This window comes from Rhodospirillaceae bacterium (assembly GCA_018662005.1).
Lineage (GTDB): Bacteria > Pseudomonadota > Alphaproteobacteria > Rhodospirillales > JABHCV01 > JACNJU01.
Genome location: JABJHA010000004.1, coordinates 245,915 through 272,782, shown reverse-complemented (window position 1 = coordinate 272,782; position 26,868 = coordinate 245,915). Strand labels below are relative to the sequence as shown.

The 26,868-nt window shown below is 56.6% G+C and carries 20 protein-coding genes; 6 read left to right on the top strand and 14 right to left on the bottom strand.

Annotated features, from left to right (window positions below; genetic code table 11):
• Positions 1 to 7: 7 nt before the first annotated feature.
• Genes cobN through cobS form a run of 5 tightly spaced genes read right to left on the bottom strand, consistent with a single transcriptional unit; the run spans position 8 to position 6,728 of the window.
• The gene (gene cobN / locus HOL66_02570; GenBank protein MBT5243113.1) at positions 8 to 3,739 is read right to left on the bottom strand and encodes a cobaltochelatase subunit CobN; all 3,732 of its coding nucleotides are present in this window, start codon (positions 3,737 to 3,739) and stop codon (positions 8 to 10) included.
• Positions 3,740 to 3,742: 3 nt separating this feature from the next.
• Positions 3,743 to 4,747, bottom strand: a complete 1,005-nt coding sequence (gene cobW, locus HOL66_02565; GenBank protein MBT5243112.1) for a cobalamin biosynthesis protein CobW — start codon at positions 4,745 to 4,747, stop codon at positions 3,743 to 3,745.
• 10 nt (positions 4,748 to 4,757) lie between these two features.
• Positions 4,758 to 5,249: a bifunctional adenosylcobinamide kinase/adenosylcobinamide-phosphate guanylyltransferase gene (gene cobU, locus HOL66_02560; GenBank protein MBT5243111.1), complete on the bottom strand. Its 492-nt coding sequence runs from the start codon at positions 5,247 to 5,249 to the stop codon at positions 4,758 to 4,760.
• Between the two features lie 49 nt (positions 5,250 to 5,298).
• Positions 5,299 to 5,946, bottom strand: a complete 648-nt coding sequence (locus HOL66_02555; protein MBT5243110.1) for a histidine phosphatase family protein — start codon at positions 5,944 to 5,946, stop codon at positions 5,299 to 5,301.
• 2 nt (positions 5,947 to 5,948) lie between these two features.
• On the bottom strand, positions 5,949 to 6,728 hold the full coding sequence (gene cobS, locus HOL66_02550) for an adenosylcobinamide-GDP ribazoletransferase (protein MBT5243109.1): 780 nt from the start codon (positions 6,726 to 6,728) through the stop codon (positions 5,949 to 5,951).
• A 123-nt stretch (positions 6,729 to 6,851) separates the two neighbouring features.
• On the opposite strand from cobS, the gene cobT reads away from it, so the two are divergent.
• A complete protein-coding gene (gene cobT, locus HOL66_02545) occupies positions 6,852 to 7,853 on the top strand; it encodes a nicotinate-nucleotide--dimethylbenzimidazole phosphoribosyltransferase (GenBank protein MBT5243108.1) in 1,002 nt (333 codons plus the stop codon).
• Here the strand turns inward: cobT and HOL66_02540 are convergent.
• Both HOL66_02540 and HOL66_02535 read right to left on the bottom strand, forming a co-directional pair.
• Entirely contained in the window at positions 7,850 to 9,151 is a 1,302-nt protein-coding gene (locus HOL66_02540) for a hypothetical protein (GenBank protein ID MBT5243107.1), read from the bottom strand. The two genes, cobT and HOL66_02540, sit on opposite strands and share 4 nt — an antisense overlap.
• A 2-nt stretch (positions 9,152 to 9,153) precedes the next feature.
• Complete coding sequence (locus tag HOL66_02535; GenBank protein ID MBT5243106.1) at positions 9,154 to 10,401, bottom strand: EAL domain-containing protein; 1,248 nt, start codon at positions 10,399 to 10,401, stop codon at positions 9,154 to 9,156.
• A gap of 141 nt (positions 10,402 to 10,542) precedes the next feature.
• On the opposite strand from HOL66_02535, the gene HOL66_02530 reads away from it, so the two are divergent.
• Both HOL66_02530 and HOL66_02525 read left to right on the top strand, forming a co-directional pair.
• Positions 10,543 to 11,304, top strand: coding sequence for a serine/threonine protein phosphatase (locus tag HOL66_02530; protein ID MBT5243105.1), 762 nt, complete (start codon positions 10,543 to 10,545; stop codon positions 11,302 to 11,304).
• An 84-nt stretch (positions 11,305 to 11,388) separates the two neighbouring features.
• Complete coding sequence (locus tag HOL66_02525) at positions 11,389 to 12,336, top strand: SDR family oxidoreductase (GenBank protein ID MBT5243104.1); 948 nt, start codon at positions 11,389 to 11,391, stop codon at positions 12,334 to 12,336.
• Here HOL66_02525 and asnB read toward each other — a convergent pair.
• Together asnB and HOL66_02515 are read right to left on the bottom strand one after the other, a co-directional pair.
• Positions 12,331 to 14,118, bottom strand: coding sequence for an asparagine synthase (glutamine-hydrolyzing) (gene asnB / locus HOL66_02520; protein MBT5243103.1), 1,788 nt, complete (start codon positions 14,116 to 14,118; stop codon positions 12,331 to 12,333). The two genes, HOL66_02525 and asnB, sit on opposite strands and share 6 nt — an antisense overlap.
• Positions 14,119 to 14,130: 12 nt before the next feature.
• The gene (locus HOL66_02515; protein ID MBT5243102.1) at positions 14,131 to 14,535 is read right to left on the bottom strand and encodes a hypothetical protein; all 405 of its coding nucleotides are present in this window, start codon (positions 14,533 to 14,535) and stop codon (positions 14,131 to 14,133) included.
• A gap of 174 nt (positions 14,536 to 14,709) precedes the next feature.
• Here HOL66_02515 and HOL66_02510 point away from each other — a divergent pair, with 174 nt between their 5' ends.
• From HOL66_02510 to rfaE1, 3 genes are read left to right on the top strand one after another with little or no spacing between them, the layout of a single operon-like run.
• Positions 14,710 to 16,866: a Gfo/Idh/MocA family oxidoreductase gene (locus HOL66_02510; GenBank protein MBT5243101.1), complete on the top strand. Its 2,157-nt coding sequence runs from the start codon at positions 14,710 to 14,712 to the stop codon at positions 16,864 to 16,866.
• 12 nt (positions 16,867 to 16,878) lie between these two features.
• Entirely contained in the window at positions 16,879 to 17,457 is a 579-nt protein-coding gene (locus tag HOL66_02505; GenBank protein ID MBT5243100.1) for a D-sedoheptulose 7-phosphate isomerase, read from the top strand.
• On the top strand, positions 17,454 to 18,926 hold the full coding sequence (gene rfaE1 / locus HOL66_02500) for a D-glycero-beta-D-manno-heptose-7-phosphate kinase (protein ID MBT5243099.1): 1,473 nt from the start codon (positions 17,454 to 17,456) through the stop codon (positions 18,924 to 18,926). Before HOL66_02505 ends, rfaE1 begins: the two co-directional genes overlap by 4 nt.
• Here the strand turns inward: rfaE1 and HOL66_02495 are convergent.
• Genes HOL66_02495 through HOL66_02475 form a run of 5 tightly spaced genes read right to left on the bottom strand, consistent with a single transcriptional unit; the run spans position 18,923 to position 26,675 of the window.
• A complete protein-coding gene (locus HOL66_02495) occupies positions 18,923 to 20,839 on the bottom strand; it encodes a PBP1A family penicillin-binding protein (protein ID MBT5243098.1) in 1,917 nt (638 codons plus the stop codon). The two genes, rfaE1 and HOL66_02495, sit on opposite strands and share 4 nt — an antisense overlap.
• Positions 20,839 to 21,846, bottom strand: a complete 1,008-nt coding sequence (locus HOL66_02490) for a hypothetical protein (protein MBT5243097.1) — start codon at positions 21,844 to 21,846, stop codon at positions 20,839 to 20,841. Before HOL66_02490 ends, HOL66_02495 begins: the two co-directional genes overlap by 1 nt.
• A 14-nt stretch (positions 21,847 to 21,860) precedes the next feature.
• Positions 21,861 to 24,329, bottom strand: a complete 2,469-nt coding sequence (gene gyrB, locus HOL66_02485; GenBank protein ID MBT5243096.1) for a DNA topoisomerase (ATP-hydrolyzing) subunit B — start codon at positions 24,327 to 24,329, stop codon at positions 21,861 to 21,863.
• Positions 24,330 to 24,345: 16 nt separating this feature from the next.
• Positions 24,346 to 25,560, bottom strand: a complete 1,215-nt coding sequence (gene recF, locus HOL66_02480; GenBank protein MBT5243095.1) for a DNA replication/repair protein RecF — start codon at positions 25,558 to 25,560, stop codon at positions 24,346 to 24,348.
• On the bottom strand, positions 25,560 to 26,675 hold the full coding sequence (locus HOL66_02475; protein ID MBT5243094.1) for a DNA polymerase III subunit beta: 1,116 nt from the start codon (positions 26,673 to 26,675) through the stop codon (positions 25,560 to 25,562). Before HOL66_02475 ends, recF begins: the two co-directional genes overlap by 1 nt.
• Between the last annotated feature and the right edge of the window lie 193 nt (positions 26,676 to 26,868).

The following is a 26,868-nucleotide window of genomic DNA, read 5'->3' as shown; positions in this document are numbered from 1 at the left end:
GTTATGGTTAAGCTAACATATCAGTTAAGGCGGCGTGGGTGCTGTTCAAGCGCGGAGTCCAGATTTCGCGGGCCTGGGCTTCAAGCAGGCGTTCGATCATATCCTTCAGGGCGTCCGGATTGTGGGCTTGAATAAAGTCCCTGACAGTCTCGTCCGCAAGATAAGCCTCGAAGACGGCGTCGAAATGGTGGTCGCGTACACAGTGGGCGGTGGCGGCGAAGGCGAACAGGTAATCGACGGTGGCGGCCATTTCAAACGCCCCCTTGTAGCCGTGACGCATGACCCCTTCAATCCACTTGGGGTTGACGACGCGGGCCCGCACGACACGGGCGATCTCGTCCTCAAGGGTGCGGATGCGTGGAGTTTCGGGGCGCGAGTGATCGTTATGATAGACCTTTGGCTGGCTGCCCGACAGGTCCCGCACCGCCGCCGTCATGCCCCCTTCAAACTGATAGTAGTCATCGCTGTCGAGAAGATCATGTTCCCGGTTATCCTGATTGTGGATCACCGCTTCAACATTTTTCAGTCGGGTTTCAAAAAGTCCGTGCGCCGCTTCACCCGCCGCCCCTTCACCGTAGGCGTAGCCACCCCAGGCGACGTAGGCGCGGGCAAGATCGGCTTCTGTCTGCCAGCCCTTCTCGTCAATCAGGGCCTGCAAACCGGCACCGTAGGCACCCGGCATGGAGCCGAAAACCCGGTAAGCAGCGCGCTTTTCGGCCTGTTCGGCGTCCATGCCCTTTTTCACAAGGTCGGCCCGATCCTCGCCAACCTTTGCAGCCAGCGGGTTTTCGGCGGGGCTTTCTTGCAAAGCGGCGACGGCGCTGGCGGCAGAGGAAAACAAATCGATCAGGCCGGGGAAGGCATCGCGGAAAAAGCCCGACACGCGCAAGGTAACATCGACGCGGGGCCGATCAAGAATGGACAGCGGCAGCACCTCAAAACCGGTGACCCGCCGCGAGGCCGCGTCCCATGTCGGCTTGACACCCATCAGGGCCAGACCTTGCGCGATATCATCACCGCCGGTGCGCATGTTCGACGTGCCCCAGGCGCTGAGCGCCATGGTCTTTGGCCACGCGCCATGTTCCTGGCGGTGGTGCTCAATCAAAAGTGAAGCCGACTTCCAGCCCAGTGTCCAGGCCGCCGGGGTCGGCACGGTGCGGGTATCGACGGAATAGAAATTACGACCACTGGGCAGCACGTCGGGGCGGCCACGGGTCGGTGCGCCCGAAGGCCCCGGCTCGACAAAACGACCATCGAGACCGCGCAGAAGCCCGGCCAACTCAGAAGCACCACAGGCTTCGACAGCGGGTTTGATCCTGTCTTCCAGAGCCCCCAAAACCGACAACGTACCGGACCAGTTGGTATCGGCTTTTTGCTCACCGGCGACCAGCCGGGCCGCCAGTTCTTCGAGCCGCTCAATGGTGTCGCCGTGGCTACGCCAACTGCCCGCCCCTGTCAGGATTTCCGGTTTCGGGCCATCCCAGGTGACGCCCATGTCGCAATCAAGGGGATCGAAAGCAAGCCCCAGATCAGCGGCCAGGGCGCGCAGGATCGAAGCGTCTCCACCTTCACCCGCCGCTCTTGGCACCCGCAACAGGGCAACCAGAAGATCGGTGAGCAATCGACCTTCTGGAATTTGACCAAAGATGTGCAAGCCATCACGGATCTGCATTTCCTTCAGTTCGCAAAGATAATTATCCAGTTGGCCCAATGCCTCTTCGTCGCTTTCCGCCGTGTCCATGCCGCAATCCGCGTCCAGACCGATGGCCGCGCACAGGGTCAGGATTTCCTTTTGCAGAACTTTCAGACGCCTGGGGTCAACCCCGGAAGCCTCGTAAAATTCATCAACCAGACCTTCAAGATCGGCCAATGGTCCGTAGCTTTCGGCCCGGGTCAGCGGCGGCGTCAGGTGATCAATAATAACGGCAGAGGCCCGGCGCTTGGCTTGCGTGCCTTCGCCGGGATCGTTGACGATGAACGGATACAGGTGCGGCAGGGGACCCAGGGCGGCTTCCGGGAAACAACCTTCCGACAAAGCCAGCGACTTGCCCGGCAACCATTCCAGATTGCCGTGCTTGCCAAAATGAATAACCGCGTCGGCGTCAAATTCGCCGCGCAGCCAGGCATAGAACGCCAGATAGCCATGCGGCGGCACAAGGTCCGGATCGTGGTAGCTGGATTGCGGATCAATGTTGTAACCGCGCGCCGGTTGCAGACCGATGGCGATCTTGCCCAGGCGATAAGCCGGGATGGCGAAGCGCCCGCAATCGACGTCGCCGGGCATATACATCAAATCGTTCTCGGGCGCCCCCCAGCGTTCGCTAACCGTCTTTTGAACTGCTGCGGGAAGCCCGGCGAAGAATTGCTGGTAATCGGCCATGGACAGGGTTTCGCAAATCTCGCCAACTGGCCCCTGATTGGTTGGGCCTTGAAGCAGTCGGGCGATCAGTTCTTGCCCATCCTCCGGCATGTCGTCGATGCTGTAACCGGCGGCCTTCATGGCGCCCAGCGCGGTGACGATCCCGGCCGGTGTGTCAAGGCCGACACCATTACCGATGCGCCCATCCTTGTTGGGATAGTTGGCAAGGATGATGGCGACGTGACGTTCTTCGCACGGCGTTGCGGCGAGGCGGGCCCAGCGGGCGGCCAGCGCGCAGACAAAATCAACACGGTCGGAAACTGGCTCATAGGTAATGATATCGGTCTGGGTTTTTTCGTCCCGGCGGGTTGAACCCTTGAACGAGACGGCGCGGCTAAGAACATGGCCATCGACTTCCGGCAGGGCCACGTTCATGGCGATGTCGCGAGCGCTCAGGCCATGCAAGCCATCCTGCCAGGACTTAAGGCTTGAACTTGAAAAGACCACCTGCAAGACAGGCGCACCCGAGCCGTCAAACGGCGTCGGGGTGCGCCGGGCCCCCGGGCTTGAAACAGCGAAGCCGGTGGCATTCAAAATCACTGCTGGCGTGGCGTCACCCAGCAATTGTTCCAGCGTCGCCGCCGCGACCGGGTCCTTCAGGCTGGCGACAAAGACCGGCAGCGGGTTGAGACCGGCCTTCGCAAGACCTGAAATCATCGCCTCGACCGCTTTCAGGTTTCCGCCCTGGACCAGCGCCCGGTAGAACACCAGCGCCGCCGTCGGTTGGTCTGCAACCCAGCTCGTGCGGATGTCATCCAGATCGACACTGTCGCCACCGGCCATATAAAGACCCGCCCTGAGCAGCGGCTGCGGCTCCAGCCAGTCAGAATTTTGATCAAGCAATGAAGCAGCATAGTGAAGAAACTGCCTCGCGTTGGCGGGGCCGCCGTGAACGCAGTATTGCCACAACCGGTGACAGGCGGCGGACTCTAGCGTTGATAAAGTAACCAATTCCGCGTCGGGCTGATCGTCACCGGGAAGCAAGGCCAGCGGCGTTCCCTTTCTGAAACATTCTGCGGCGACTTGCTCGACCCCATAAGGCCAGTAACCGCGCCCGCCAAGCAGCCGCACGATGACCAGCTTGGCCCCCGACATGACGCTTTCCACATAAAGGTCGACCGACATGTTGTGGCCAAGGTTGAGCAGATTGGCCAGACGTAAGGACGGCGCGCTGGCGTCCATCTCTGCGTAGGCGTCGGCAAGGCCCGAAAGTTCGCTATCGGCGGCGCTCAAGACAACAATGTCGCCAGCGTTCTGGCCCAGATCAACGGCTTCCGATCCGTCCGAAACGCCTCCCGGTGTGGCTGCCAACAGATGCATGGGTTAGCTCAGTAATACCGCTTCGATGGCGTCCCGATCCAGACCACGCTGGCCTATGACAACCAAATGGCCAAGGCGCTCCTCGCCCTCGCCCCAAGGGCGGTCGAAATAACGCTGGATGCGCGGGCCGACACCCTGAACCACATGACGCATGTCCTTGCCCGGCACATGGATGAACCCTTTCAGGCGTAAAATATCATGAGCCTCGGTCAATTGAGCGAGACGTTCCTCAAAACCGCCAAGGTCAGTAACGTCGCTTAAAGTGACGGTGAAACTTTCAAAGTCGTCGTGATCGTGATCATCCTCACTGTCGTGGTGAGACTTGCGCGCCTCGATACCATCTTCAGCGGCAGCCGACAGACCGAGCAGCACATTGATGTCGAGGGCACCCTTAACCGCCGGGATCGCCTTGACCCCGGCCCGCATGTGGGAGCACAGGCCTTCGGCAATGTCTTTGATGGCTTCGGCGTCAACCACGTCGGCTTTGTTGAGGACCACCAGGTCGGCGCACAACAACTGGTCTTCAAAAACTTCTTCCAGCGGATTGTCATGATCCGGAGCGGGCTCAAGCGCTTGTTCATCGTCGGCAAAGCGGCCTTCGGCAACAGCCGGTGCGTCGATCACCGCGATAACCCCATCGACGGTCAGGCGCGCCCGAATTTCAGGCCAGTTGAAGGCCTTGACCAATGGTTTGGGCAGGGCCAGACCCGAAGTTTCGATAATAATGTGATCGGGTGGCAGGTCGCGATCGAGCAGTTTTTCCATCGTTGGCAGGAAATCATCGGCGACGGTGCAACAGATGCAGCCATTGGCCAATTCAACAATGTCGCCCTCCGCACAGCCTTCGATGCCGCAACTGTTCAGAAGTTCGCGATCAAAGCCCATATCGCCGAACTCATTGATGATCAGGGCGATACGCCTGCCGCCTGCGTTTTCCAGCAAGTGGCGAATCATGGTTGTTTTGCCGGCCCCGAGAAAGCCTGTGATGACGGTGGCGGGAGTTTTCATGTGCCTGAAGTTATCCTTTTAATACCTGCGCCAGCCCGGCGGTGATCAGAATCACCCGCTCAGCCCTGGCGGCAATTTGTTGATTAGCCAAACCCAAGGCGTCAATAAATTCACGAGCCAGGGCATTTTCCGGAATGACGCCGAGACCAACTTCATCCGAAACAATAACAACAGCAGATTTAATACTTTCCAGCGCCTGAACAAGGGCTAAAGTTTCCGCCTCGACATCCCGACCTGCTTGCAAAAGATTAGCGACCCACATGGCCAAGCTGTCGATCAGTAGCGGCTGACGGGCCCCCTTTAGCGCAGCTGCCAGATCGAGCGGTTCTTCAAGGGTCGACCAGTGATCGCCGCGACGGGCGCGATGAAGGGCGATGCGGGCGTTCATTTCATCGTCAAGAGCTTGCCCTGTAGCCAGATAGACAGCCTTGCAGCCCTCGCCGATCAGGCTTTCGGCGTAGGCGCTTTTGCCCGAACGCTGGCCGCCCAGAATCAAGGTCAGTGGCGGCAGGGCGGTTGTGGTTTTGTTGTTCAAAAATCACATTCCTTTATCAAACCGGCGGCAGGTTGACGCCAAGGATGCGCCAATCCCCGCCCTGGCCCTTGAACAGACCCGTCGAGAAATGATCAAGACGGGTCAGGGTCAGATTATCAACGGTGACCGCCAGCGCCATCACCGGCTCGGTCTGCATGGCGTGGGCAACGGCGGCGCGGATGGTGCCGCCGTGGGTCACAGCGACGATATCCCGACCCTGAAACTCACCGTTAATGCGGTCAATTGTTTTGGCTGTGCGGGCCATTTGATCGGCGAAACTTTCACCACCGGGCGGTGCGTTGCAGCCGGGGTTTTCCCAAAAGGTTTTAAATTCCGGGCTGTCTGCGGCGTGCAGATCATCCCAGCTGTTGTGCTGCCAGTCGCCAAAGCTTTGCTCGGCAAAATCCGGTTCGGCGATCGGATCGCCCGGGTCAACCGGAACCGGGCTGCCGGCATCAAGGATCGCCGCCGCCGTATCGATGGCGCGACTCAAATGGGACGTCACCCACACCGCCCCTTCGGGCACTTTCCCGGCCAGCCCTTCAAAAGAGCGCCTGTCAGAGGTATCGCAGGGGACATCGCGCTGGCCGTAAAGGACGCCGACATGATCCCGAACCGGGGCGTGGCGGACCCACCACCAGCGTGTGACCTGGACTGATGACATAACTAAATCACCACGGCGACGCAAAGCAGCGCTGCCGCTTCTGTCACTTGTTGTGTGGTTCCCAGAACGTCGCCGGTCAGGCCGCCGATTTGACGTTTCGCCAACCAGCCGACAGCCAAGGCGGCGATAGCGGCAACGGCGAGAACGCTCCACCCGGCGGCACCCAGAAGCAGGAACGCCGAAACAGCGGCAAGCCCCAGGGCGACCAGCATTTTATCATGGGCCGGCTTTCCCGCCGCGGCGGCTAGCCCGTCCGTTCTGGCCATCTCCATTTGGCTCATCAGGGCGACCATCATTGCCCGGGAAACCGCTGCTGCGGTGATCAGGGCAAGAACCGCGGTTGTCGGGGTCATCATGCTGGCCAGGGCGCCAGCCCGCACGGTGATTGAAAAAATCAGCGCCAGCGCGCCATAACTGCCTATCGATGAATCTCGCATGATGCGCAATTTATCGGACACCCGGGCACCACCGCCAAAACCATCGGCGACATCGGCCAGACCGTCTTCATGTAATGCGCCTGTGATCAGGACCTGCAGGCCAATGGCGAACAATCCGCAGACCAGGGGATGCAGGCCAAACTGAAAGCCAAGCAGCAAGGCCAAACCGGCCAAACCGCCAACAAGCAACCCGACAACCGGAAAGGCCCAGGCCACGTTAGCCAGCGGGCGGGCTTTGGAATCTGCACTCAAAGGCACCGGCAGACGGGTCAAAAAGGCAGCTGTCTGCAAAATATCCTGTAGCCAGCGGCCCAGAATATTCAGATTGTTTTGGCCATTCGCCACAGGCTGTCCTTTTACAAAATTAGCGGTGTCGGAAATTCAAATTCGGTTATAGGTTAATGGCCGACAAAAAGAAATCCATCTCGCACTCTGAAAGGTCAATCCCACGTGACATCCCTTCCCGCTATCAACACCCTGGACGATGTCCGGGCTTTATTATCGACCCTTCCCGAAGCTGACGCGGCGTCCATGGCCCAGGCCGCACAGCGCGAACCGCAATTAACCAAACCACCGGGGTCTTTGGGAAGACTTGAGGCATTGTCTCATTGGCTGGCCGCCTGGCAGGGTCGTCACCCGCCGCGTATGGAAAACCCGCGGACCCATGTTTTTGCCGGTAATCACGGCGTCACCGACAGGGGCGTTTCGGCTTATCCTGCCGCCGTTACCGAACAGATGGTCGGCAACTTCAAGGCAGGCGGGGCGGCCATCAACCAGTTGTGCAAGACCTTCGACATTACCCTGAACGTTGACGCCCTGGAACTTGACAATCCGACTGCTGACTTCACGCAAGGCCCGGCCATGAGCGAGGCCGAAACCATCCAGGCCATTACCCGCGGCATGGCAGTGGTCGAGGACGATTGTGATGTTTTGTGCCTTGGCGAAATGGGTATTGGCAACACGACATCAGCCGCCGCCATTTGCCACGCCCTCTACGGTGGACAGGCTGCCGACTGGACCGGACCGGGAACCGGTGTCGAAGGCGAGGCAATGACCCTGAAAATTGGCTGCGTCGAAGACGCCGTCAAACGCCACACCGGCGGTGACGGACTGGATACACTGATGAGATTGGGCGGTCGGGAACTGGCGGCCATTGCCGGGGCGATCATTGCGGCGCGCATGAAACGAGTGCCGGTGCTGCTTGACGGCTATGTTTGCAGCGCCGCGGCCAGTGTTCTGGAAGCAACCATGGCGGGGGCGCTCGATCATTGTCAGGTCGGCCATGTATCAAGTGAGCCCGGCCACCTTCGCCTGCTGCAAAAACTCGACAAAACGGCGCTGATTAATTTTGAGATGCGTCTTGGAGAAGCATCCGGTGCGGCCCTGGCCGTTGGTTTGCTTAAGGCTGCCGTCGCCTGTCACAGCGGCATGGCAACATTTGCCGAAGCCGGGGTCAGTGACAAGGATTAGTTGTCGTCTTCGCTGAATTCGGGGCCTTCTTCGGCGCGTTCCATACGTCGTTTCAGGCGCAACAACTCGCGTCTGCGGCCATCTTCGGCAATCAGGTTTTCAACAAAGTGCCCCTGGAACATCTTGATGCCGACCGAGTGGCCAAAGTCGATCGCCTCGCGGGTATCGACACGGCACAGAATAACTTTTGACGGATTGGCCCGCTTGACCACGGAGCGCACTTTTTCGTGCATGTCAGGGCCCCCGTCTACCATATCCGAATGCCACACCAGCTTAACCAGATCAGCCCCCAGCCTTTCCCGGTCAACCATGGCCATCGTGTTGTGGGTGAGACCATCCAGACAAACCCGGTAACCCTTATCCTGAACAAATTCACGGGCGAACAGGTAAGCCCCCAGGTCGGCGAAAATATCGACCTTCTGCAATTCAATGATCATCGAGCCCCGGCGTGAAGCCATAATATTTTCGTCGAATTCCTGAAACCCGTCTGACAGAAGCGTCGTTACATTGGCGTTAAAACTGATATCGCCGGAAATCGTCAGAGCATCGTTTTTTGATAACAACGACAGCATCCTTTTATCCAGACTTTCAGTTAAATGCTGAAACAGCCAGCGATTGGACAGCAGGTTAATACCGGGCACCATCGTCTCGCGCAGATCTGCGATGGAAATGAACATTTCAGAAAATGCCTGCTCGGGGATCATTTGACCATCAATCGAACAAATAAACTGACGGCGCACCAGATTGGAAAGATCAGTTCGCTCCAGAGCGCTTTCGACCCGCGCCAAAATTTCCGGCGTTATCGGTTCACCTTCCTTTTGACGAACTTTCAGGGAGGTGCGCGTGTCCATGCGAGCGCGGGTTTCTTTCTTACGCTTGTCCTCGGACTCGAGTATGCCTTCAATCAGATGAAGAAGTTCTTCATACTGATGAGCGATGTTGTACCAGGTGGAAAACCTGTTCTCGTCGGCCGCTTCATTTTCAAGAAGTGGATCATCACTAAAAAGGAAACGCACTTTCTGGACCACGGTTTCGGCTTGCGCCTGGGCTGTGGCTTTAAAGAAGAAGAACATGTCAGAATTTTTGGTCATGAACAGTTGTCCATGAAGCGATTTGATCAGGTTTTCAAAACTGCTTTCAGCGGCCCGTATATGATGGTCGCGGCGATTGTAGGGCTTTAAGGCCGACAGATGCAGATGGACGGCCAAATGCTCGTCCTTTTGGTCCTCAAGCCGCTGCATATAATCGAGTAACAGCTTTTCCTGACTTGCCAGATGCTTGTTTTCAGCCTCAGCCATCTTCAGAGGATCCCCTTGACCATCATCGCATCGACAAGGGTATCAACGTAGAAACCCTGAAAACGGTTGATCCCAAGGCCCAAGGCCCAGACTACCGCCTCCTCAGAATCGACACGCCCCAGAATGACATTGTCCTTTCCGACATTTTTCACCACCTGGGTCATGTCCCCGACCCGATCGGCAGAATCTTCATTGATGAACTCCGGTCCCCAGTTCACTTTGATCATGTCAGCTTCCAGCAGGGCCGGGTCTAAAAATTGCAAAGATAGAGGATTAAGGCCGTCAATAAGAACCCGGTAGCCATTTTCCTGAAGCATATCGCGGGCGTCCGCAAAGGCACCCATCTCAGAAAAAACGTCAATCAGTTGTAACTCAACAACGATGCTGGAGGAATGAGCCCCGACCGTTTGATGAAAACGTTGAAATTCCCGCCCCAAAACCGTCGAAATATTAAGATTCAAACTGATCGAATCGGTTAAAAATTCAAAATCACGCTGACCGATAACGCCAAGCAAGCGTCGATCAATGGTTTCAGTCAGGTATTGAAACAACCAGCTGGAAGCAAACAGGTTGATATTGGGTGCAACGCGTTTTTGCAACTCCACCATGGTGACAAACTGTTCGCGAAACAAAATTTTTCCTTTTCCCTCCGGTTCGATAACGACGGCGGTTTGGGAATGAATGATATCTTCGATCTCGACCGTTTGCAGACGCAGCGTAATCTCTGTGATATCGGCAGGACGCATATCCTCCCCTGGCAGGGAATTCGAGGAAAGCATTTCACTGGCCTTGCGCAACCGTTCAGCAGCCTGTTCGGAAAGCAGCTCGATGTTTTCAACAAACGAGGCAAAGTCACCCTGCTGAACAAGATCATACCAGGTCGAAAAACGATCATCGATTGAACCGTCTTCGCTATCAGTCAACGGATCTTCACTAAATAGCTGACGCGCCTTGTGCATGGGCGGGTCAATTTCCTCAACCGGTACGTCCTTGCACAACAACACCAGATCGGCATTGCTCAGCTTGAAAAGGGTAACATCAAAATTGCTCAGCAAATCATCGAACGTTTTGGCGGCAATATTTATAAAGTGCGGCTTTCGGTTAGAGGCACGTAGGCCCGAAAGATGAATATGCACGACGTAGTGCCCCGAACGGTCATCCTCGATAAACCGTAACCGGGTAATAAGCTGTGTTTCCTCGCTCGTCGTTTCCGAGCCGGGAAAGGTCATGACGGTGCCCGTTTGAACCATCTTTCTTCTAAAGTCCTTGAAAGCCGCACATATAAACAAATGACGTTACGGGAAAAGCGTTAATAGTCACTTATCAAAAGGCTTTGTTTACCTTTTAGCTAAATATTGCGATTTTAACCCCATGCCATCATATATTCCCCAATGATCATGATACAACAGGGCATCACACCCGCGAATCCCGCCCTGCCGCCGGGAAAACGCCTTTACGCCATCGGGGATATCCATGGGCGCTTTGATCTGCTCGAGCAATTGCTGGAAATGATCGGGGTCGACGCCGAAGACGCACCCACGGAAGATGACAAAATTCTGATATTTTTGGGTGATTATGTTGACCGGGGGCCGGATTCAAAGCGCGTGCTGGATCTCTTGAGTATGCCGCCGCCTGCGGGATTTCAGATGATTTGCCTGAAGGGCAATCACGAAGACATGCTGTTGCAGTTTCTTGATGGCGAGGGGGCAATGATCTCGTGGCTGAAAAACGGTGGCCGGGAAACCCTGAAAAGTTACGGTCTGAACGTGAAGAATCTTGCCATGTCCAGGGTTACCGACGCAGTCGTGGAGAAAGCCCGTACTGAAATGCGCGCCGCCATGCCAGGGTCGCATATAGAATTTTTGGCGTCTCTGGATTTAATCTACCTGGAAGGGGACTATGCGTTCGCCCACGCTGGAATCAAGCCCGGCGTCAGCCTGGAGGCGCAAAAAGAACCCGATCTGATCTGGATCAGGGATGAGTTCCTGAAATCCGACGCCGATTTCGGCAAAGTGATCATCCACGGTCATTCCGTCGCCAGTCTGCCTTCGATCAGAGCCAACCGAATTGGTATCGATACCGGTGCCTGGCGAACCGATGTGCTGACATGCCTTGTTCTTGAAGGCCAGGAGCGGTGGTTTCTTTCTACATGACCGGTATTTTCAAGGCGGCTTGGACTTAAGCCACTGCGGTGATAGGTTCTCGAAGTTTCAAACCGCCTTTAACGTTCAAGAGAGATCAGCGTGAGCAATAGAAAAAGGGTTTTAGTGACCGGGGGCGCAGGATTTTTAGGCTCTCATCTGTGCCAGCGATTGCTGTCGGATGGCCACGATGTCCTGTGCATTGATAACTTCTATACCGGAACCCGCGATAATATTCTCGCCCTCATGGACAATCCGTATTTTGAAATCCAGCGCCACGACGTCACCTTTCCGCTGTACATCGAAGTCGATGAAATTTACAACCTGGCCTGCCCCGCCTCGCCCATCCACTACCAGACCAACCCGGTGCAAACGACAAAAACATCGGTCCACGGCGCCATCAACATGCTTGATCTCGCCAACAGGACCGGAGCCAGAATTTTTCAGGCCTCGACAAGTGAAATCTACGGCGATCCGGAAGTTCATCCGCAAGGCGAAAGCTACCGGGGTTCGGTTTCAACCACTGGTCCCAGGGCCTGCTACGACGAAGGCAAGCGCTGCGCCGAAACCCTGTTTTTCGATTATTTGCGCCAGCATGACTTAAGTATCCGGGTCGCCCGCATCTTTAACACTTACGGCCCACGGATGCTGCCCGATGACGGGCGTGTGGTTTCCAACTTTATCGTCCAGGCCCTGAAAGGCGCGCCGATTACCATTTACGGGGAAGGCCAGCAGACTCGTTCGTTCTGTTATGTGGATGATTTGATTGAAGGCTTCGTGCGCCTGATGGCCGCCGATGACCCCTTAACCGGGCCGATGAACCTTGGCAACCCCAATGAGTTCACCATTCGCCAACTGGCCGAAACAGTGTTGAAGTTAACCGGCTCATCATCAAACTTGATCGAAAAGCCGCTACCTGAGGATGACCCGACACAGCGCTGCCCCGATATTTCCATGGCTAAAGAGACTCTGGACTGGCAACCAACCATCGAACTTGAAGAAGGCCTTGAGCGGACCATCGCCTATTTCAGGGATATTTTATAGAATTTGCGCTTGATAGACTTTTTTGGCCCAACCGCGCAGACCCCTTTCCTGAACACCGTCGCCTCCTAGCCAGTCACGTACGGGGACAAAAAATCCACTTTTCGGCCTTCTTAACACCTGACCTGGCAAGGGCTTTTTCGGGGTTGCCGCCATCGCCTGTTTATCCGGCCCCTGACCTCGAGCGATCGCACCGGCAAGCTGCGAGAACAGTTGCACATCCACCAAGGGCACCCTGATTTCCAAACCGTGGGCCATGCCCGCCCAGTCCGCATCCCGCAGCAATTGGTTGCGCATGTACCAGGCCATCTCGAGGGCCGCTACCTTGGCCTTGGGGGCGCTAACCTGTGCCTGACAATTCTTCAGGCGTTGACGGGCGTTTAATGTCGCAAGCCCTTCGCGGGCCATATCACCATCCATCACCGTAGGCAGTTCCCAGGGCATGAAAAGGCCGCGACGCAGCAAATACGCATCACCATAACCGCTACAATATTCAAACAGCCCGGGCACTTTCGGACCCATGATCGTGCCCCCCAAGGGGGCCGTCAGGCTTCGCAGGATTCGGCCTACACCACCGATGCCAGGGATCGCGCCAAGGCCGCCAACAAGGGCCGGGATTTGTGAAAAACTGTTATATCCGGCAAACAATTCATCACCGCCAAGACCGGAAATCGCCACTTTTAATCCTTCGCCCGCCGCCGCTTTGGCGACGAAGTAGGTATTGACCCCGTCGATGCTCGGCTGGTCCATGGCTTCAAGAACATCGCTCAGGTCATTAGCAAAATTCCTGCCGGAAACGCGCACCGTATGTTGACGCGTGGCGTAGCTTGCGGCGACGGCTTCTGCAAGTGGCACTTCGTCATTTTCCGTACCGCTGAATTCCTCAAAACCCAGGGTCAGGGTATCCAGCCCGGCCCCTTGTAATTCCGAAGACAAGCCAACCAGGGTCGTGGAATCCAGCCCCGAGGACAAAAACACCCCGACCGGAACATCGGCGACAAAATGATGTCTGACACTGTCCCGCAAGGCTTCCGCCAGATCGATGGTGGCGGCATTGGCGTCAGCGCTGGCCAAAGCGTCCGAAACATCGAAGAACGCCTCAGGTTGGCCTACTCCATTTCCATCAATCCACATTGTCGTGCCCGCCGGCAGGGCCCGAATGTCTTTATATAAAGTGTGCGGTTCGGGAATCGATCCAAACAGGAAAAACCCGACATGCCCGGCGGCATCGAATTGCGGGCGGGATCGTCCCGCCGCCTTTTGACCCGCCAGCAACGCCTTGACCTGTGAGGCGGCGCCAATGGTTTTGCCGTCATCCATATAATAAAGCGGCTTGATGCCAAAACCATCGCGCGCCAACAGCATTCCCCGACGCTGCTCGTCCCAGATGGCGAAGGCGAACATGCCGCGCAAGTGTTTCGTCATCGCCCGGCCATCACGCTGGTATAGGTGCAGCAGGACTTCCGTATCGGAGTTGCTGACAAAGCGCACCCCGTCGGTTTCAAGCTGGCGGCGTAATTCCCTGAAGTTATAAATTTCGCCGTTAAAGGAAATACACAGGTGACCTTGCGGGGTTTCCATGATCATCGGCTGCGCCCCGTCGGCGCTTAAATCGATGATCGCCAGTCTTTTATGTGCAAGCCCTGCTCGCCTGTCATCCGACATCCACAAGCCCTCGCCATCGGGGCCACGGCGGACCATCGCCTGATTGATCGCCGCAAGCACGTCCTGCTGGACGGGCGGACCATCAGCGGCATAGGAATAAAGGGCAGCAATACCACACATATGACGGACTTATCAGAAAATGCCCTTTTTCTGGGCGTAGGATTTAAATTCAGCGTCAGCCTTGATAACATCTTCAAGCAGAAAATAAATCATTTCCTCAAGGCATTTTTTCGCGGCTTCTTGGTCAAGATTGGTCTCGATAATTTTCAGGGCTTCCTTGCCCATCTCCAGAAGCCGCATATGGACGGCGCTGTGGAATTGAAGGCGGGGAAAATCAATCGAATCCAGAAAAGCTTCTTCCTTTTCAAAATGATGCGCCGCCTGTTCGATAAATTGATGAAACAGGTCTGAGCATTTTTTAATATCGCCGGCCGCCAGGTTTTTTTCGATTTCCTGGACCGACTCAACCAGTTCCCGATGATCATCGTCGATATCAGCGATGCCCGTTTCAAAAGATGGCAACCATAAAATATTCATTATTTATCTGCCCCGGTTGTACCAGGTTACATATTCGAATCATTGGTAACCGACAGTCTAGATTCCTAAACCGGGCATGACAAAGTCCGATTTCGCAATTTTTTTTATCCAACCGCGCCAGAAACAATAAAGCTGTCTTTGCATCTGCCCATGAAATCAGAGTAAAACACTGCAATGAAACAAGTTATTCAAAGCACCCGGACCGGAAAGCTAAACCTGACAGAAGTTCCCGAACCGACCGTCAAGGCCGGCAATATCCTTGTCAGCACCCGTGCCTCGCTTATTTCAGCCGGTACCGAACGTATGGTTGTCGAATTCGCCCGCAAAAGTCTTGCCGGCAAGGCCCGCGAACGACCCGATCTGGTCAAAATAGTTCTGACCAAAGCGAAACGCGACGGTGTCGCCGCAACCATCCGCTCCGTCCTCGCCCGCCTCGATGAGCCACTGCCGCTGGGATATTCAGCCGCCGGTGATGTGGTTGCTGTTGGCGCGGGCCTTGAAGGACGTTTCCGGGTCGGTCAACGTGTCGCCGTCGCTGGCGCCGGGCTTGCCAACCACGCCGAACTGAACGTCATTCCGGAAGCTCTGGCGGCCCCGATCCCCGACGATGTGTCTTATGAAGAAGCCTGTTTCGGCACCTTGTCCTCCATCGCCATGCACGCGGTGCGCAATCTTGGTGCATCGTTCGGCGAAAGCGTCGCGGTGATCGGTGCGGGGTTGTTGGGCCAGTTGGTCATTCGCCTGTTATGCCTTTCGGGCGTTCGGGTTCTGGCCCTTGATTACAATGTGCCACGCCTCGACCTGGCCCGCCGCATGGGTGCCGAAGCGACTTATGATCTGGGTGGCGACGATGTCGAGACAACTGTTCGTGACCTGACCGCAGGGCGCGGCATGGATGGCATCATCATCTCGGCAGCCACCGAATCCAGCGAGCCGTTCAAAGTTGCCGGGGTTATCGCCCGCGACCGGGCCCGGGTCTGCATGGTCGGCCTGACGGGTACCGAGTTCCCCTACCGGGAATTCATGCAAAAGGAATTGAATCTTGTGGTTTCGCGCTCCTACGGGCCGGGCCGCTATGACCCTGATTTTGAGGGCCGCGGCGTCAAGTATCCGGAAGGCTGGGTGCGCTGGACGGAAACTGAAAACTTGTGCGAGTGTCTGCGCCTGATGTCACCATCCCTTGAGCGTCGCCTCAACGTCGACGCCCTGACCAGCCATACCTTCAAGCTTGAGGAGGCGGAAAAAGCCTACGATCTGGTCACCAGTGGGGCGATCCCTCATCTTGGCGTCGTCCTGACCTACCGAACCGACGCACCGCAGCAACAAACCACTTTCCCCGCCCCCAAACTGACCAACACGGAAAACAAATGCGTTCTGGGTGTTATCGGTGCGGGTGGCTTTGCCAGATCGGTACTGCTACCGGAATTAAAAAAGATGCCCGCCGTCACCTTGCACACCGTGGCCACCCAGCGCGGCGCATCGGCGGAAAAAACCGGTGATACCTTTGGCTTCCTTAATGCCACGGCCGATAGCGAGGCGGTACTTGAAAATCCCGATATTAACGCCATCCTGATCGCCACCCGCCACGACAGCCATGCCGACCTTACCGCCCGGGCCCTGCAAGCGGGCAAGTCGGTGTTGGTTGAAAAGCCGCTTGCCCTAAGCCGTGAGGGCATCAATGCCGTCATCGAAGCACGAAACAACAGTGCCGGGTTTTTCCAGATCGGCTTTAACCGCCGTTTCGCGCCGATGGCCGAAATGGTCCGCGGCAGGCTTGAGCGTCATCAGGGCACCAAGTATTTGTTGCTCAGAATCAACGCCGGCCACATTCCGCCTGAAAGCTGGGTTCACGCCGCCGACGAAGGGGGTGGGCGCATTCTTGGCGAAGTCTGCCATTTTGTCGACCTCGCCCGCTATTTCATCGGCTCGCCGATTGTTTCGGTTCAGGCCGATGCAGGCCAGGTCACAGGTGGGGCTTGCGATGATCTCAACGTCGGCCTGCGCTTTGCCGACGGCTCACTTGCCACCATCGCCTATACGGGTTTGGGTGACAGCGTCTACTCCAAGGAATTGATCGAGGCGTACGCCGGTGGCAGTGTTGTCACCATCGATAATTTCCAGTCCTATACCATTGCCGAGCACGGCAAGCTCAACAAGCCGTGCGCGCGCGCCCAGGACAAGGGCTTTAAATCTTCGCTGGCGAGTTTTGTCAGCGCCGTCACCAGTGGTGGCCCGGCCCCTATTGACGAGGCTGAATTAATTGAAACGTCGCTGGCGACCGTCGCTATCATGGAATCTTTGCGCGATGGACACCGGATTGATCTTTCTTAAGAAGGAAGCAACATGGACCTGACTGCCTACATGGATGCCGAGATGGATGCCCACGCGGAAGCCTTTGCGGCGACCCGACAAATGATCGCGGAGCCATTCTCGCAATTGCTCGCAGCTTGCGTGGCGGCGCACGGCAAGGGCGGCAAGATTGTCTTCTTTGGCAATGGCGGAAGCGCTGCAGACGCCCAGCATCTGGCGACCGAACTGAGCGTCCGCTACATCAAGGACCGGCTGCCTATCCCGGCCATCTCGCTTGCCACCGACACATCCGCCTTGACCGCCATCGGCAATGATTTCGGCTTTGATGATCTGTTTGCCCGCCAGGTCGAGGCTTTGGTCGGGAAAGATGATGTGGTGATCGCCATTTCCACATCGGGAAACAGCGAAAACGTCATCCGGGCCCTGAGCATGGCAAAAGACAAGGGCGCTGTTGCTGCCGGTTTTTCCGGTCGTGACGGGGGCCGCATGACGGGCCTCGCCACACCGCTTATCATTGTCCCCTGCACCGAAACAGCCCGTATTCAGGAAATGCATATTCTCATCGGTCACATGCTGTGTGGCGCACTGGAGAAGGAACTCGACCTGTTATGAGTTCCCGTGCCAGTCTCATCTCCCTGGTTGAAACCTTTAGCTCCGCAAAGATCCTTTGCGTCGGCGATGTCATCCTTGATCATTTCCATTATGGGTCCGTTGGCCGGATTTCGCCCGAAGCGCCGATCCCTGTTTTAAAACTGGAACGCGAAGCGACCATGCTCGGCGGCGCTGGAAACGTTGTTCGCAATCTTGTCGGACTGGGCGCAGCTGTGCGTTTTGTCACCGTTATCGGCAAAGACAATAACGGCGGCGAAATCGAAAGACTGATCGCCGAGGAAGGCATCACCGACTTGCCCCTGGTCGATGACGGCGGCAGACGAACATCGGCAAAATCACGCTACCTGGCAGGCGCCCAGCAAATGCTGCGCACTGATCTGGAAACCGTGTTTCCCTTAAGCGCCGATATGGAAGCCAAGCTGATTGCCGCCGCTAGCCAGGCGCTGGCCGATTGTGACGCCGTTATTTTATCGGATTACGCCAAGGGGGTACTCACCGAAAAGGCTACCCAGCAGCTTATCAAGGCGGCCAAGGACGCCTCCAAGACCGTTATCGTCGATCCAAAAGGAACCGATTACAGCCGCTACCGGGGTGCCGACGTGATCACCCCCAACCGGCACGAATTGGGCGAGGCGACGGCGATGGCAACGGGCAGTGATGAGGAAGCGACTCTGGCCGCACAATCACTGATCGACCAATTCGATTTTGGCACAGTGTTGGCCACCCGCTCGAAGGACGGCATGACCCTGCTCAACCGGGATGGCTCCCTGTCCCACCTGAAAACCGAGGCGCGGGATGTTTTCGATGTCTCCGGAGCGGGCGACACGGTTGTCGCCACACTCAGCGCGGCACTGGGCGCTGGTGGCGATCTTGAAGACGCCGCCACCCTTGCCAACATTGCCGCCGGTATCGTCGTTGGTAAAGTCGGCACCGCCGTGGCTTTCGCAGCCGACGTCATAGCGGGCCTGCACCATCAGGATCGCGACAATGCCGAGGCCAAGGTCATGGCCCTGAAACCGGCACTCGACCAGATCGACAGATGGCGTCGCAGTGGCCAAACCGTCGGCTTCACCAACGGTTGTTTTGACCTGCTCCACCCTGGTCATATCTCGCTTTTAAATCAGGCCCGCGAGGCTTCAGGGAAACTGGTTGTCGGACTGAACAGCGATACCTCGGTCAAATTGCTGAAAGGCGATGACCGCCCGATCCAGACCGAAGCCGCCCGCGCCGCCGTGCTGGCATCACTGGCATCGGTCGATCTGGTGATTATTTTCTCCGAACAAACGCCGCTTAAACTGATTGAGGAACTCCGTCCCGATGTTCTGATCAAGGGTGCGGATTATTCCGTCGACAAGGTCGTCGGCGCCGACATCGTCAAGTCCTATGGCGGGCGTGTTGTGCTGGCCGAACTGGCCCCCGGACATTCAACAACAGATACAATTGCCAAGCTGGCTGGTGAAAAGCCCTAATCTTCAGTGCCGGTAAAGACGCCCAACACGGTATCCCAGAAACCTTTCTTTTTATCTTTAAGTGGCACGGAAGGCGCTTGCTCCGCTTCCTTGACGGGAAGCTGTTTGCCAATGCCGGGTAGGGCCCGGACAGGGGTGCGGGCATGTGCCGCGATCATGAACTGCCGCCATGTTCGGGCAGGGATGCCGCCACCAGTAACATTTTTCATGGCTCTCTGGTTGTCATTGCCCATCCACACACCGGCGATCAGATCGGCGCTATAGCCGATAAACCAAGCGTCACGAAAATTCTGGCTGGTCCCGGTTTTACCGGCCAGGGGACGCTTGAAGTTTGCCGCTTTGCCGGTACCGGTTTCCAAAACCCCGGCGAGCATTTCGTTCATCGCCCCGGCGTATGCCTTATCGATCACGCGACCCGGTCCCGATCCCTGCCGCCGGTAAAGAACACGTCCTTCGCCGTCGAGAATTTCTTCAATACCGTAAGGCCACAGCCCATAACCACCACTGGCAAAAACCCCGTAAGCGGCGGTCATTTCAATGAGAGAGACGCTGCTGGCACCGAGGGCGAGACTGGGTGCTGCCAGCAAGTCAGAGGTAATGCCAAGCCTGCGGGCAGTGTTAATGACCGTCTCGCGACCGGCTTTTTCCGAAATTCTTACGGCCACTGTATTGACCGACTTGGCCAGTGCCTCGGCCATACTGATGGGCCCCAGATACTTTCGGGAAAAATTTCTTGGACTCCAATCCTCAATCGTCAAAGGCTCGTCAATCAGGGGGCTGTTCTGGGACAGGCCATCTTCGAGACCGGCAAGAAAAACAACCGGTTTAAAGGCCGAGCCGGGCTGCCGCCGTGCCTGTGTCGCCCGGTTAAATTGTGAGAGTCCATAATCGGCGCCGCCAACCATAGCCCGAACCGCCCCGTCGGTGCTCATGGCGATCAGCGCCGCTTGGCCGACGTTCAGGGATTTCCCGCCTTTAAGGCCCCGGGCAATGGCCTTTTCTGCGTCCGCCTGAAGAGCCCGGTCGAGAGTCGTGCGGACAATAATGTCCGTATCACCCGGCGACACGAAATCAGAGACCCGGGCCAAAACCCAGTCGCTGAAATATCGGGATTTACGTGATGTTTTGACAGGCTTGACCGAACCCGCCCCGGCTTTTAGAGAAGCCCTGTCACCCTCCGTCAGGTAGCCTGCGGCAACCATGTTGGCGAGAACCTGAGCAGTGCGCTCGTGGGCTCGTTTCCGGCTTGCCGCCGGGTTGTAGCGTGAAGGCGCTTTCAACAATCCGGCCAGCATCGCCGCCTCATAGGTGTTTAAAGAGCGCGCTGATTTTCGGAAATAGCGCTTTGCCGCCGCCTCGACCCCGTAAGTTCCGGCACCCAGATAAACCCGGTTTAGATAAACCGTCAAAATTTGATCTTTGGAAAACTTCTGCTCCAGCCACAAGGCCAGCAGCAGTTCCTGAACTTTTCTTTTCAAGGTTCGTTCCGGTGTCAAAAACAGGTTTTTGGCGACCTGCTGGGTCAGAGTCGAGCCCCCCTGAACAATACGACCGGCATTGATATTTGCGTAAGTTGCCCGCGCCAAACCAATCAAGTCGATACCGAAATGAGAATAAAAACGCCGATCTTCCGTCGCCAACACGGCCTGGGAAAGAGCCGGTGGCAATTCATTGAGACCAACGGGCAGCCCGTGAATATCGCCCAAGGTCATAAGATGGCTGTCGTCCCCGGCCCTTATGGTGATCGTCGGGCGGCGCGTTGCGGCCAGGGCCTTATCCACATCGGGCAGATCGTAGGCGTAGAAGGCAAGTAGCCCGCCAACCGCAATAACGCCCCAGACCACCAGGGTCGCCAGTTTCATGACAAGCCCGCGAAGCAGGCTTTTTTCGGGGATGACCTTTCTTTTCGCCATCACCACATTTTCTGGGTCGAGAGCTTTTCGGTCTTGTCCTGGGCCTTGGTAAACAGTTCCCATTCCTGGGTCGGCAGGAAACGCTGAGCCAGAAAGCGGTACAGCTCGGCAAGAAGATGCTCATTCTGTGGCGAGCGTTTGACAATCGCCATGCTCCAATCCTCAATCAACCCTTCCCAGGCCCATAGCCTGCGGTGCAGGTCATCACGGGTGGTGCGAATAAACTTGGTTTGTGCCGCAATATTTTTCAGTACGGCGAGGATTTCCCCTGTCTGGGCGTCAATCTCCTGAAAACTTTCCTGCAGGCCTTCAAGGGCGATCTTGAACAGCCGTGTGACCGGCGCGATGGTTTCCATAATGCTTAATTCGGTTTTGTATTTTTGTTCAAGCTCAAGCACGTTTTTATGAATATCCTCAACCTTGTGAAGTTTGCTGCGCAGGGTTTCGATATAGGAAAGCTCTTCGGCCAGATTACCGACCAGCGATACCACGTCTTCGGTTCGGTCCTTGCCCAGCCCTAGACTTTCAGCTGCTTCAACAAAGGCCGCATTGATTTTCTCACGGGTTTTTGGATCTTCTACAATTTGCGCCAGCTGATCGGGTTCGGTGACCAGCGTTTCGTCGCCGGACATCCACGACACCAGTTGCATGGTCACCCTGTTATGGGCGGTCGCCCGGTCCTTGTCGGAGACTTCCCACGATGCCTCGCCGCTTAACAATTCACTGGGCACCGGGTCACCGATGCGGATGCCGCGCACATATTTCAACGCTTCGGCTATCGTATCGAGGGTTTTGCTGTCGTGATCGTCAGGCCCCAGCTCAAGTTCGTGTTTGATGCCGCCCAACTTCAGCGACACATCACCGCCTTCAAGGGGCATGATCATGACCGCGTCGCCGGTATCCTCAAGAAGCTTGAAATAGCTACCCTCGACTTTTCCGAAGAAAGCTTTCTCGAACGAGATCGTCGTCTCCGGCGTTTCGGGGTTTTCGGGGTTTTCGGTTTCCATGCAGAGTCCTAAGATTAAACGTCCAGGTTGGCTACCTTCAGTGCGTTTGCCTGAATGAAATCCCGTCGCGGTTCGACCATATCGCCCATCAGGGTCGAGAACACTTCCTCGGCCGCATCAGCATGATTGACCTTGACCTGCAACAACGAGCGGACGTTGGGATCAAGGGTGGTTTCCCAAAGCTGTTCCGGGTTCATTTCACCCAGTCCCTTGTAGCGCTGCATACCAATCCCCTTGCGCCCGGCAAGCATAATGGATTCAAAAAGCGACACCGGACCGGTGATATCGAATTCCTTGTCCTTGACCAAAAGTTTGCCATGGCGGGCAAAGAGTTTTTGTAAGGCGCCGGCTTTTTCATCCAGCTTGCGCGCTTCTGCACTTTTTATCAGAGCGCTATCAATGATGTGGCGCTCTTCAACGCCGCGAAGAGTTCGCGAGAAGGCAAGCCCGCCATCATCCAGAACCGTACCGACCCAACCGCGCTCGGCCACATCTTCAAGGGCGTCGAGGCGGGTGGCGGCATATTCACCGATTTCCTTGGCGTGGCCATCATCGGACAGAATTTGCGGATTGAGCGCTCCCATGATGGCAGCCTGCTCGACAATTCTGATTGGGACGTGGCGCGACAGGCGTTCAATCAACGTATTAACGTGGCGCGCTTCCTCTACCTGCTGGCGCAGGTCGGCCCCGGCCAGTTGGGTGCCGTCATACGTGGTCAACACCGTTCCATCATCAACGGCTGAAGAAAGCAGATAATTCTCCAGCGCTTCATCATCTTTTAGATAGACTTCCGATTGCCCGCGTTTGGCCCGGTACAGGGGTGGCTGGGCGATATACAGATAACCGCGCTCGATCAGTTCGGGCATCTGACGATAGAAGAAAGTCAGCAGCAGGGTTCGGATATGGCTGCCGTCAACATCAGCATCGGTCATGATGATAATCTTGTGGTAGCGGCACTTGTCCGGGTCGAAATCATCGCGTCCGATACCGGTGCCCATGGCCGCGATCAGGGTGCCAATTTCCGCCGAGGACAGCATCTTGTCGAAGCGGGCCCTCTCGACATTGAGAATTTTACCGCGCAAGGGCAAGATCGCCTGGTTTTTGCGATGCCGTCCCTGCTTGGCTGAACCACCAGCACTGTCACCCTCGACGATGAACAATTCTGAAAGGGCCGGGTCGCGTTCCTGGCAATCAGCAAGTTTTCCCGGTAGTGAGGCCATATCCAGCGCCCCCTTGCGGCGGGTCAGTTCGCGCGCCTTGCGGGCCGCCTCACGGGCGGCGGCGGCTTCGACAATTTTACCTATCACCGCCTTGGCTTCGCCGGGGTGTTCCTCAAACCATTGATCAAGTTGATCCCCGACAATGCTTTCGACAATCGGGCGCACTTCCGACGACACCAGCTTGTCCTTGGTTTGGGACGAGAACTTGGGATCGGGGACCTTGACCGACAGCACGCACGTCAACCCTTCGCGCGCGTCATCGCCAGTAATGGCCACCTTTTCCCTTTTGGCGATACCGCTGGAATTGGCGTATTTGTTGATCGTCCGGGTCATCGCTCCACGGAACCCGGCCAGATGAGTGCCGCCATCGCGCTGGGGTATGTTATTGGTGAAGGGCAGGGTGGTTTCGTGATAGCTGTCGTTCCACTGCAAGGATATCTCGACAGAAACGCCGTCCTTCTCGCCAAAGGCGACAAGCGGTTCCTGGTTAATGGCGTTCTTGGATTTATCAAGAAATTCAACGAAAGCCTTAAGGCCACCTTCGTAATGCAGGTCGACGACGTTTTCATCGACATGGCGGGCGTCGGTCAGGCGCAGATAGACCCCGGAATTAAGGAATGCCAGTTCACGCAATCTGTGCTCAAGGGTGGCGAAGTCAAATTCAACCATGGTGAAGGTATCCGTTGACGGCATAAACGTCAGTTCGGTGCCGGTCTTGGGTCCTTCCTTATTGTCGGCGGGTGGCGCGTCACCAATCACTTCCAAAGATTTTACCGTGTCGCCGTGGGCGAAATTGACCACATGCTCCTTGCCATCGCGCCAGACGCGCAGTTCAAGCCATGACGAAAGCGCGTTGACCACCGAAACACCGACCCCGTGCAGCCCACCCGATACCTTGTAGGAGTTTTGATCAAATTTTCCACCCGCATGAAGCTGGGTCATAATCACTTCGGCAGCCGAAACACCTTCCTCGGCATGAATATCGACAGGGATTCCGCGACCATTATCGCCAACGGTGACCGAGCCATCGGCGTTGAGAATAACATCGACCCGGTCACAATGGCCGGCCAGCGCTTCATCAATGGAGTTATCGACGGCTTCGTAAACCATATGGTGGAGCCCCGAACCGTCGTCCGTGTCACCGATGTACATGCCCGGGCGTTTGCGAACCGCTTCCAGTCCTTTAAGCACTTTAATGGATTCTGAATCGTAGACATCGTCTCCGGTTTCAGGTGCTTCTTCGTTTGTCGGCTCATCTGTCATGGTTATCTCTTTTAAATTACTGAGGCGTTATAACGGCGTCGGCGACGCCAAAAAACTGTGCATCACCCTTCAAGGGGGCAAACAGGGCGGTATCGGTGCCGGTCATCCAGGCTTGAATGCCCAGACCCAGAATTTCTTCAAACAGGGCTTCGCGACGGGTTTCGTCTAGGTGCGCCGTCACTTCATCAAGAAACAGCATCGGGAGCGAACCGCGCTCACGTCCCTGCAAGCGGGCATTGGCCAAAATCAGCGCAATCAACAAGGCTTTTTGCTCGCCGGTCGAGCACAGCTCTGCTGCTTGCCCGGTGCCCAGATGGCGCACCGCCATATCGCTGCGATGCGGGCCGTGCGGGACAGATGCCCCTTCAGCCTCTGCTCCCCGGCACTGCTGCAAGGCCTGTTTCAGGCGGTCTTCGGCATCAAGGGCAGGGCCTTCCTTGAGCCACTGCTCAAGCGTCCCGGTGACGCTGACCGAAGCCCCCGGAAAGGCACCGTTTTCGGCGGCAGAGCCTGCCATTTCATCGAGCCTTGCCGCCATCTCCAGTCGGGCGGCGCTGACGGCGACACCTTTTCCGGCCATGGTTTGTTCAAGCACGCTCAACCACTCCGGATCGGCGGCGCGGCCACTACCCGGTTGACCGTGACGCAACAGGCGAGCCCGTTCGCGCATCGCGTGCTCATAAGCCGAAACCCGGCCCGCGTGGGCCGGATCGGCCGCAAAGACAAGGCGATCAAGAAAACGCCGGCGCGCCGATGTGCCTTCGACAAACAATCTGTCCATTTGGGGTGTTAGCCACTGGGCGCTTAGGTATTCCGACAACACCGCTTGTGAGCGCACCGCCGCACCATCAATGTGAACGATCCGTTTTTCGCGTTTACCCGCAGCTTGAACCTCTCTGCCGGTACCGATATCTACCGGCCCGTTCGGGGTTTGCAGCTTCGCCGCGACGGCCCAGGGTTTATCAACGGCTTCACTGGTACCCGCATCGCGGCGTGTGATATCGGCCAGTTTGGCGCCGCGCAATCCGCGCCCGGGAACAAGAAACGACAGCGCCTCAAGGACGTTGGTTTTACCTGCCCCGTTTGGCCCGCTGAGAACAACAGGGCCAGGGCCGGCTTCCATGCGCTGGCTGGGATAACAACGGAAATCTGTCAGAGTCAGACGAGCGACAGATACGCTGGCGGCGCCAACCTGGGGTTCCTGTCTAACCAGTCCTGAACAATTGATCATTACACTCGCATGGGCATCAGCACATAAAGTGCGCTGGTGTCATCGGTTTCACTTAAGATCGTCGGCGAGGCGGCGTCGGCCAGGGTGAACCGGGCGTTATCGCCTTCAATCTGATGGGTAATATCGAGCAGGTAGCGCGAATTGAAGCCAATCTCGACGGCATCACCCTGATAATCGACTTCCAGTTCTTCCGTCGCCGTTCCCGATTCAGGGCTGGAGGCGGAAAGCACCAGCATACCGCTGCTCAAGGCCAGTTTGATGGCCCGTGATTTCTCTGACGAAATAGCCGAAACACGGTCAACAGCCTCGGCGAACGTCTTGCAGCTGACGACCATTTCCTTGTCGTTACCAGCCGGGATCACCCGCTCGTAATCGGGGAAGGTTCCGTCGATCAGTTTCGAGGTCAGAATGACGCCATCAAAAGTGAAGCGGATTTTGGTTTCCGAAAGCTCAACGGCAACCTCGTCGACGGTTTCTTCAATAAGCTTGCGCAATTCGCCAACCGTCTTGCGCGGAACAATGACACCGGGCATACCCTCGGCGTTGCCGGGGAGCGGCCCTTCAACACTGGCTAGCCGGTGACCATCGGTGGCCACCGCGCGCAACACCTTGGCCCCATCGCGTTCGGCGGCGTGCAGGTAAATTCCGTTCAGGTAATAACGGGTCTCTTCCGTCGAAATGGCGAAACGGGTGCGGTCAATGAGGCCGCGAATTTCAGCCACAGGCAGGGAAAAGGTGTGACCCATGTCGCCACCGGACATAACCGGAAAGTCATCTGTGGGCAGGCACGTCAGGGTAAAACGCGAACGCCCCGACTTGATCGTCAGTTGGCCCTCACCGTCGCTGTCAAATTCAACCTGCGACCCTTCGGGCAGCTTGCGGATGATTTCATAAAGGGTATGGGCTGGCGCCGTGGTCGCACCGGGCTGGCTGACATCGGCGGCAACCTGATCGACGATATCAAGGTCCATATCGGTGGCGTTGAGGCTAAGACGACCTTCGCCGGCTTCGATCCTGACATTGGACAAAATGGGAATGGTGTTACGGCGTTCTACAACGCTCTGGACATGTCCCAGAGATTTTAACAGCGCCGCTCGTTCAATGGTAAATTTCATGTTTAAGTCTTTAATTTTAACGTTCAAATTTGATTTATCAGAGTTCGCCCGCAAGTCATTATAACCGCCTGAAAGACCGATAATGGAGCGAATCCAGCCCCCCCTATGAGGACCCCTACAGTATAGCAAACGGGCCTCAAATCAGAAGCCTTTATCCGCACTTCAAACAAAGGAATTTTTGGCTGCCTGGAAA

Coding starts and splice junctions, on each gene's coding strand:
- cobN (MBT5243113.1), bottom strand. CDS start 3,739: ATGCATCTGTTGGCAGCCACACCGGGAGGCGTTTCGGACGGATCGGAA.
- cobW (MBT5243112.1), bottom strand. CDS start 4,747: ATGAAAACTCCCGCCACCGTCATCACAGGCTTTCTCGGGGCCGGCAAA.
- HOL66_02555 (MBT5243110.1), bottom strand. CDS start 5,946: ATGTCATCAGTCCAGGTCACACGCTGGTGGTGGGTCCGCCACGCCCCG.
- HOL66_02540 (MBT5243107.1), bottom strand. CDS start 9,151: ATGGCTGAGGCTGAAAACAAGCATCTGGCAAGTCAGGAAAAGCTGTTA.
- HOL66_02535 (MBT5243106.1), bottom strand. CDS start 10,401: ATGGTTCAAACGGGCACCGTCATGACCTTTCCCGGCTCGGAAACGACG.
- HOL66_02530 (MBT5243105.1), top strand. CDS start 10,543: ATGATCATGATACAACAGGGCATCACACCCGCGAATCCCGCCCTGCCG.
- asnB (MBT5243103.1), bottom strand. CDS start 14,118: ATGTGTGGTATTGCTGCCCTTTATTCCTATGCCGCTGATGGTCCGCCC.
- HOL66_02515 (MBT5243102.1), bottom strand. CDS start 14,535: ATGAATATTTTATGGTTGCCATCTTTTGAAACGGGCATCGCTGATATC.
- HOL66_02510 (MBT5243101.1), top strand. CDS start 14,710: ATGAAACAAGTTATTCAAAGCACCCGGACCGGAAAGCTAAACCTGACA.
- HOL66_02505 (MBT5243100.1), top strand. CDS start 16,879: ATGGACCTGACTGCCTACATGGATGCCGAGATGGATGCCCACGCGGAA.
- rfaE1 (MBT5243099.1), top strand. CDS start 17,454: ATGAGTTCCCGTGCCAGTCTCATCTCCCTGGTTGAAACCTTTAGCTCC.
- HOL66_02495 (MBT5243098.1), bottom strand. CDS start 20,839: ATGGCGAAAAGAAAGGTCATCCCCGAAAAAAGCCTGCTTCGCGGGCTT.
- HOL66_02490 (MBT5243097.1), bottom strand. CDS start 21,846: ATGGAAACCGAAAACCCCGAAAACCCCGAAACGCCGGAGACGACGATC.
- gyrB (MBT5243096.1), bottom strand. CDS start 24,329: ATGACAGATGAGCCGACAAACGAAGAAGCACCTGAAACCGGAGACGAT.
- recF (MBT5243095.1), bottom strand. CDS start 25,560: ATGATCAATTGTTCAGGACTGGTTAGACAGGAACCCCAGGTTGGCGCC.
- HOL66_02475 (MBT5243094.1), bottom strand. CDS start 26,675: ATGAAATTTACCATTGAACGAGCGGCGCTGTTAAAATCTCTGGGACAT.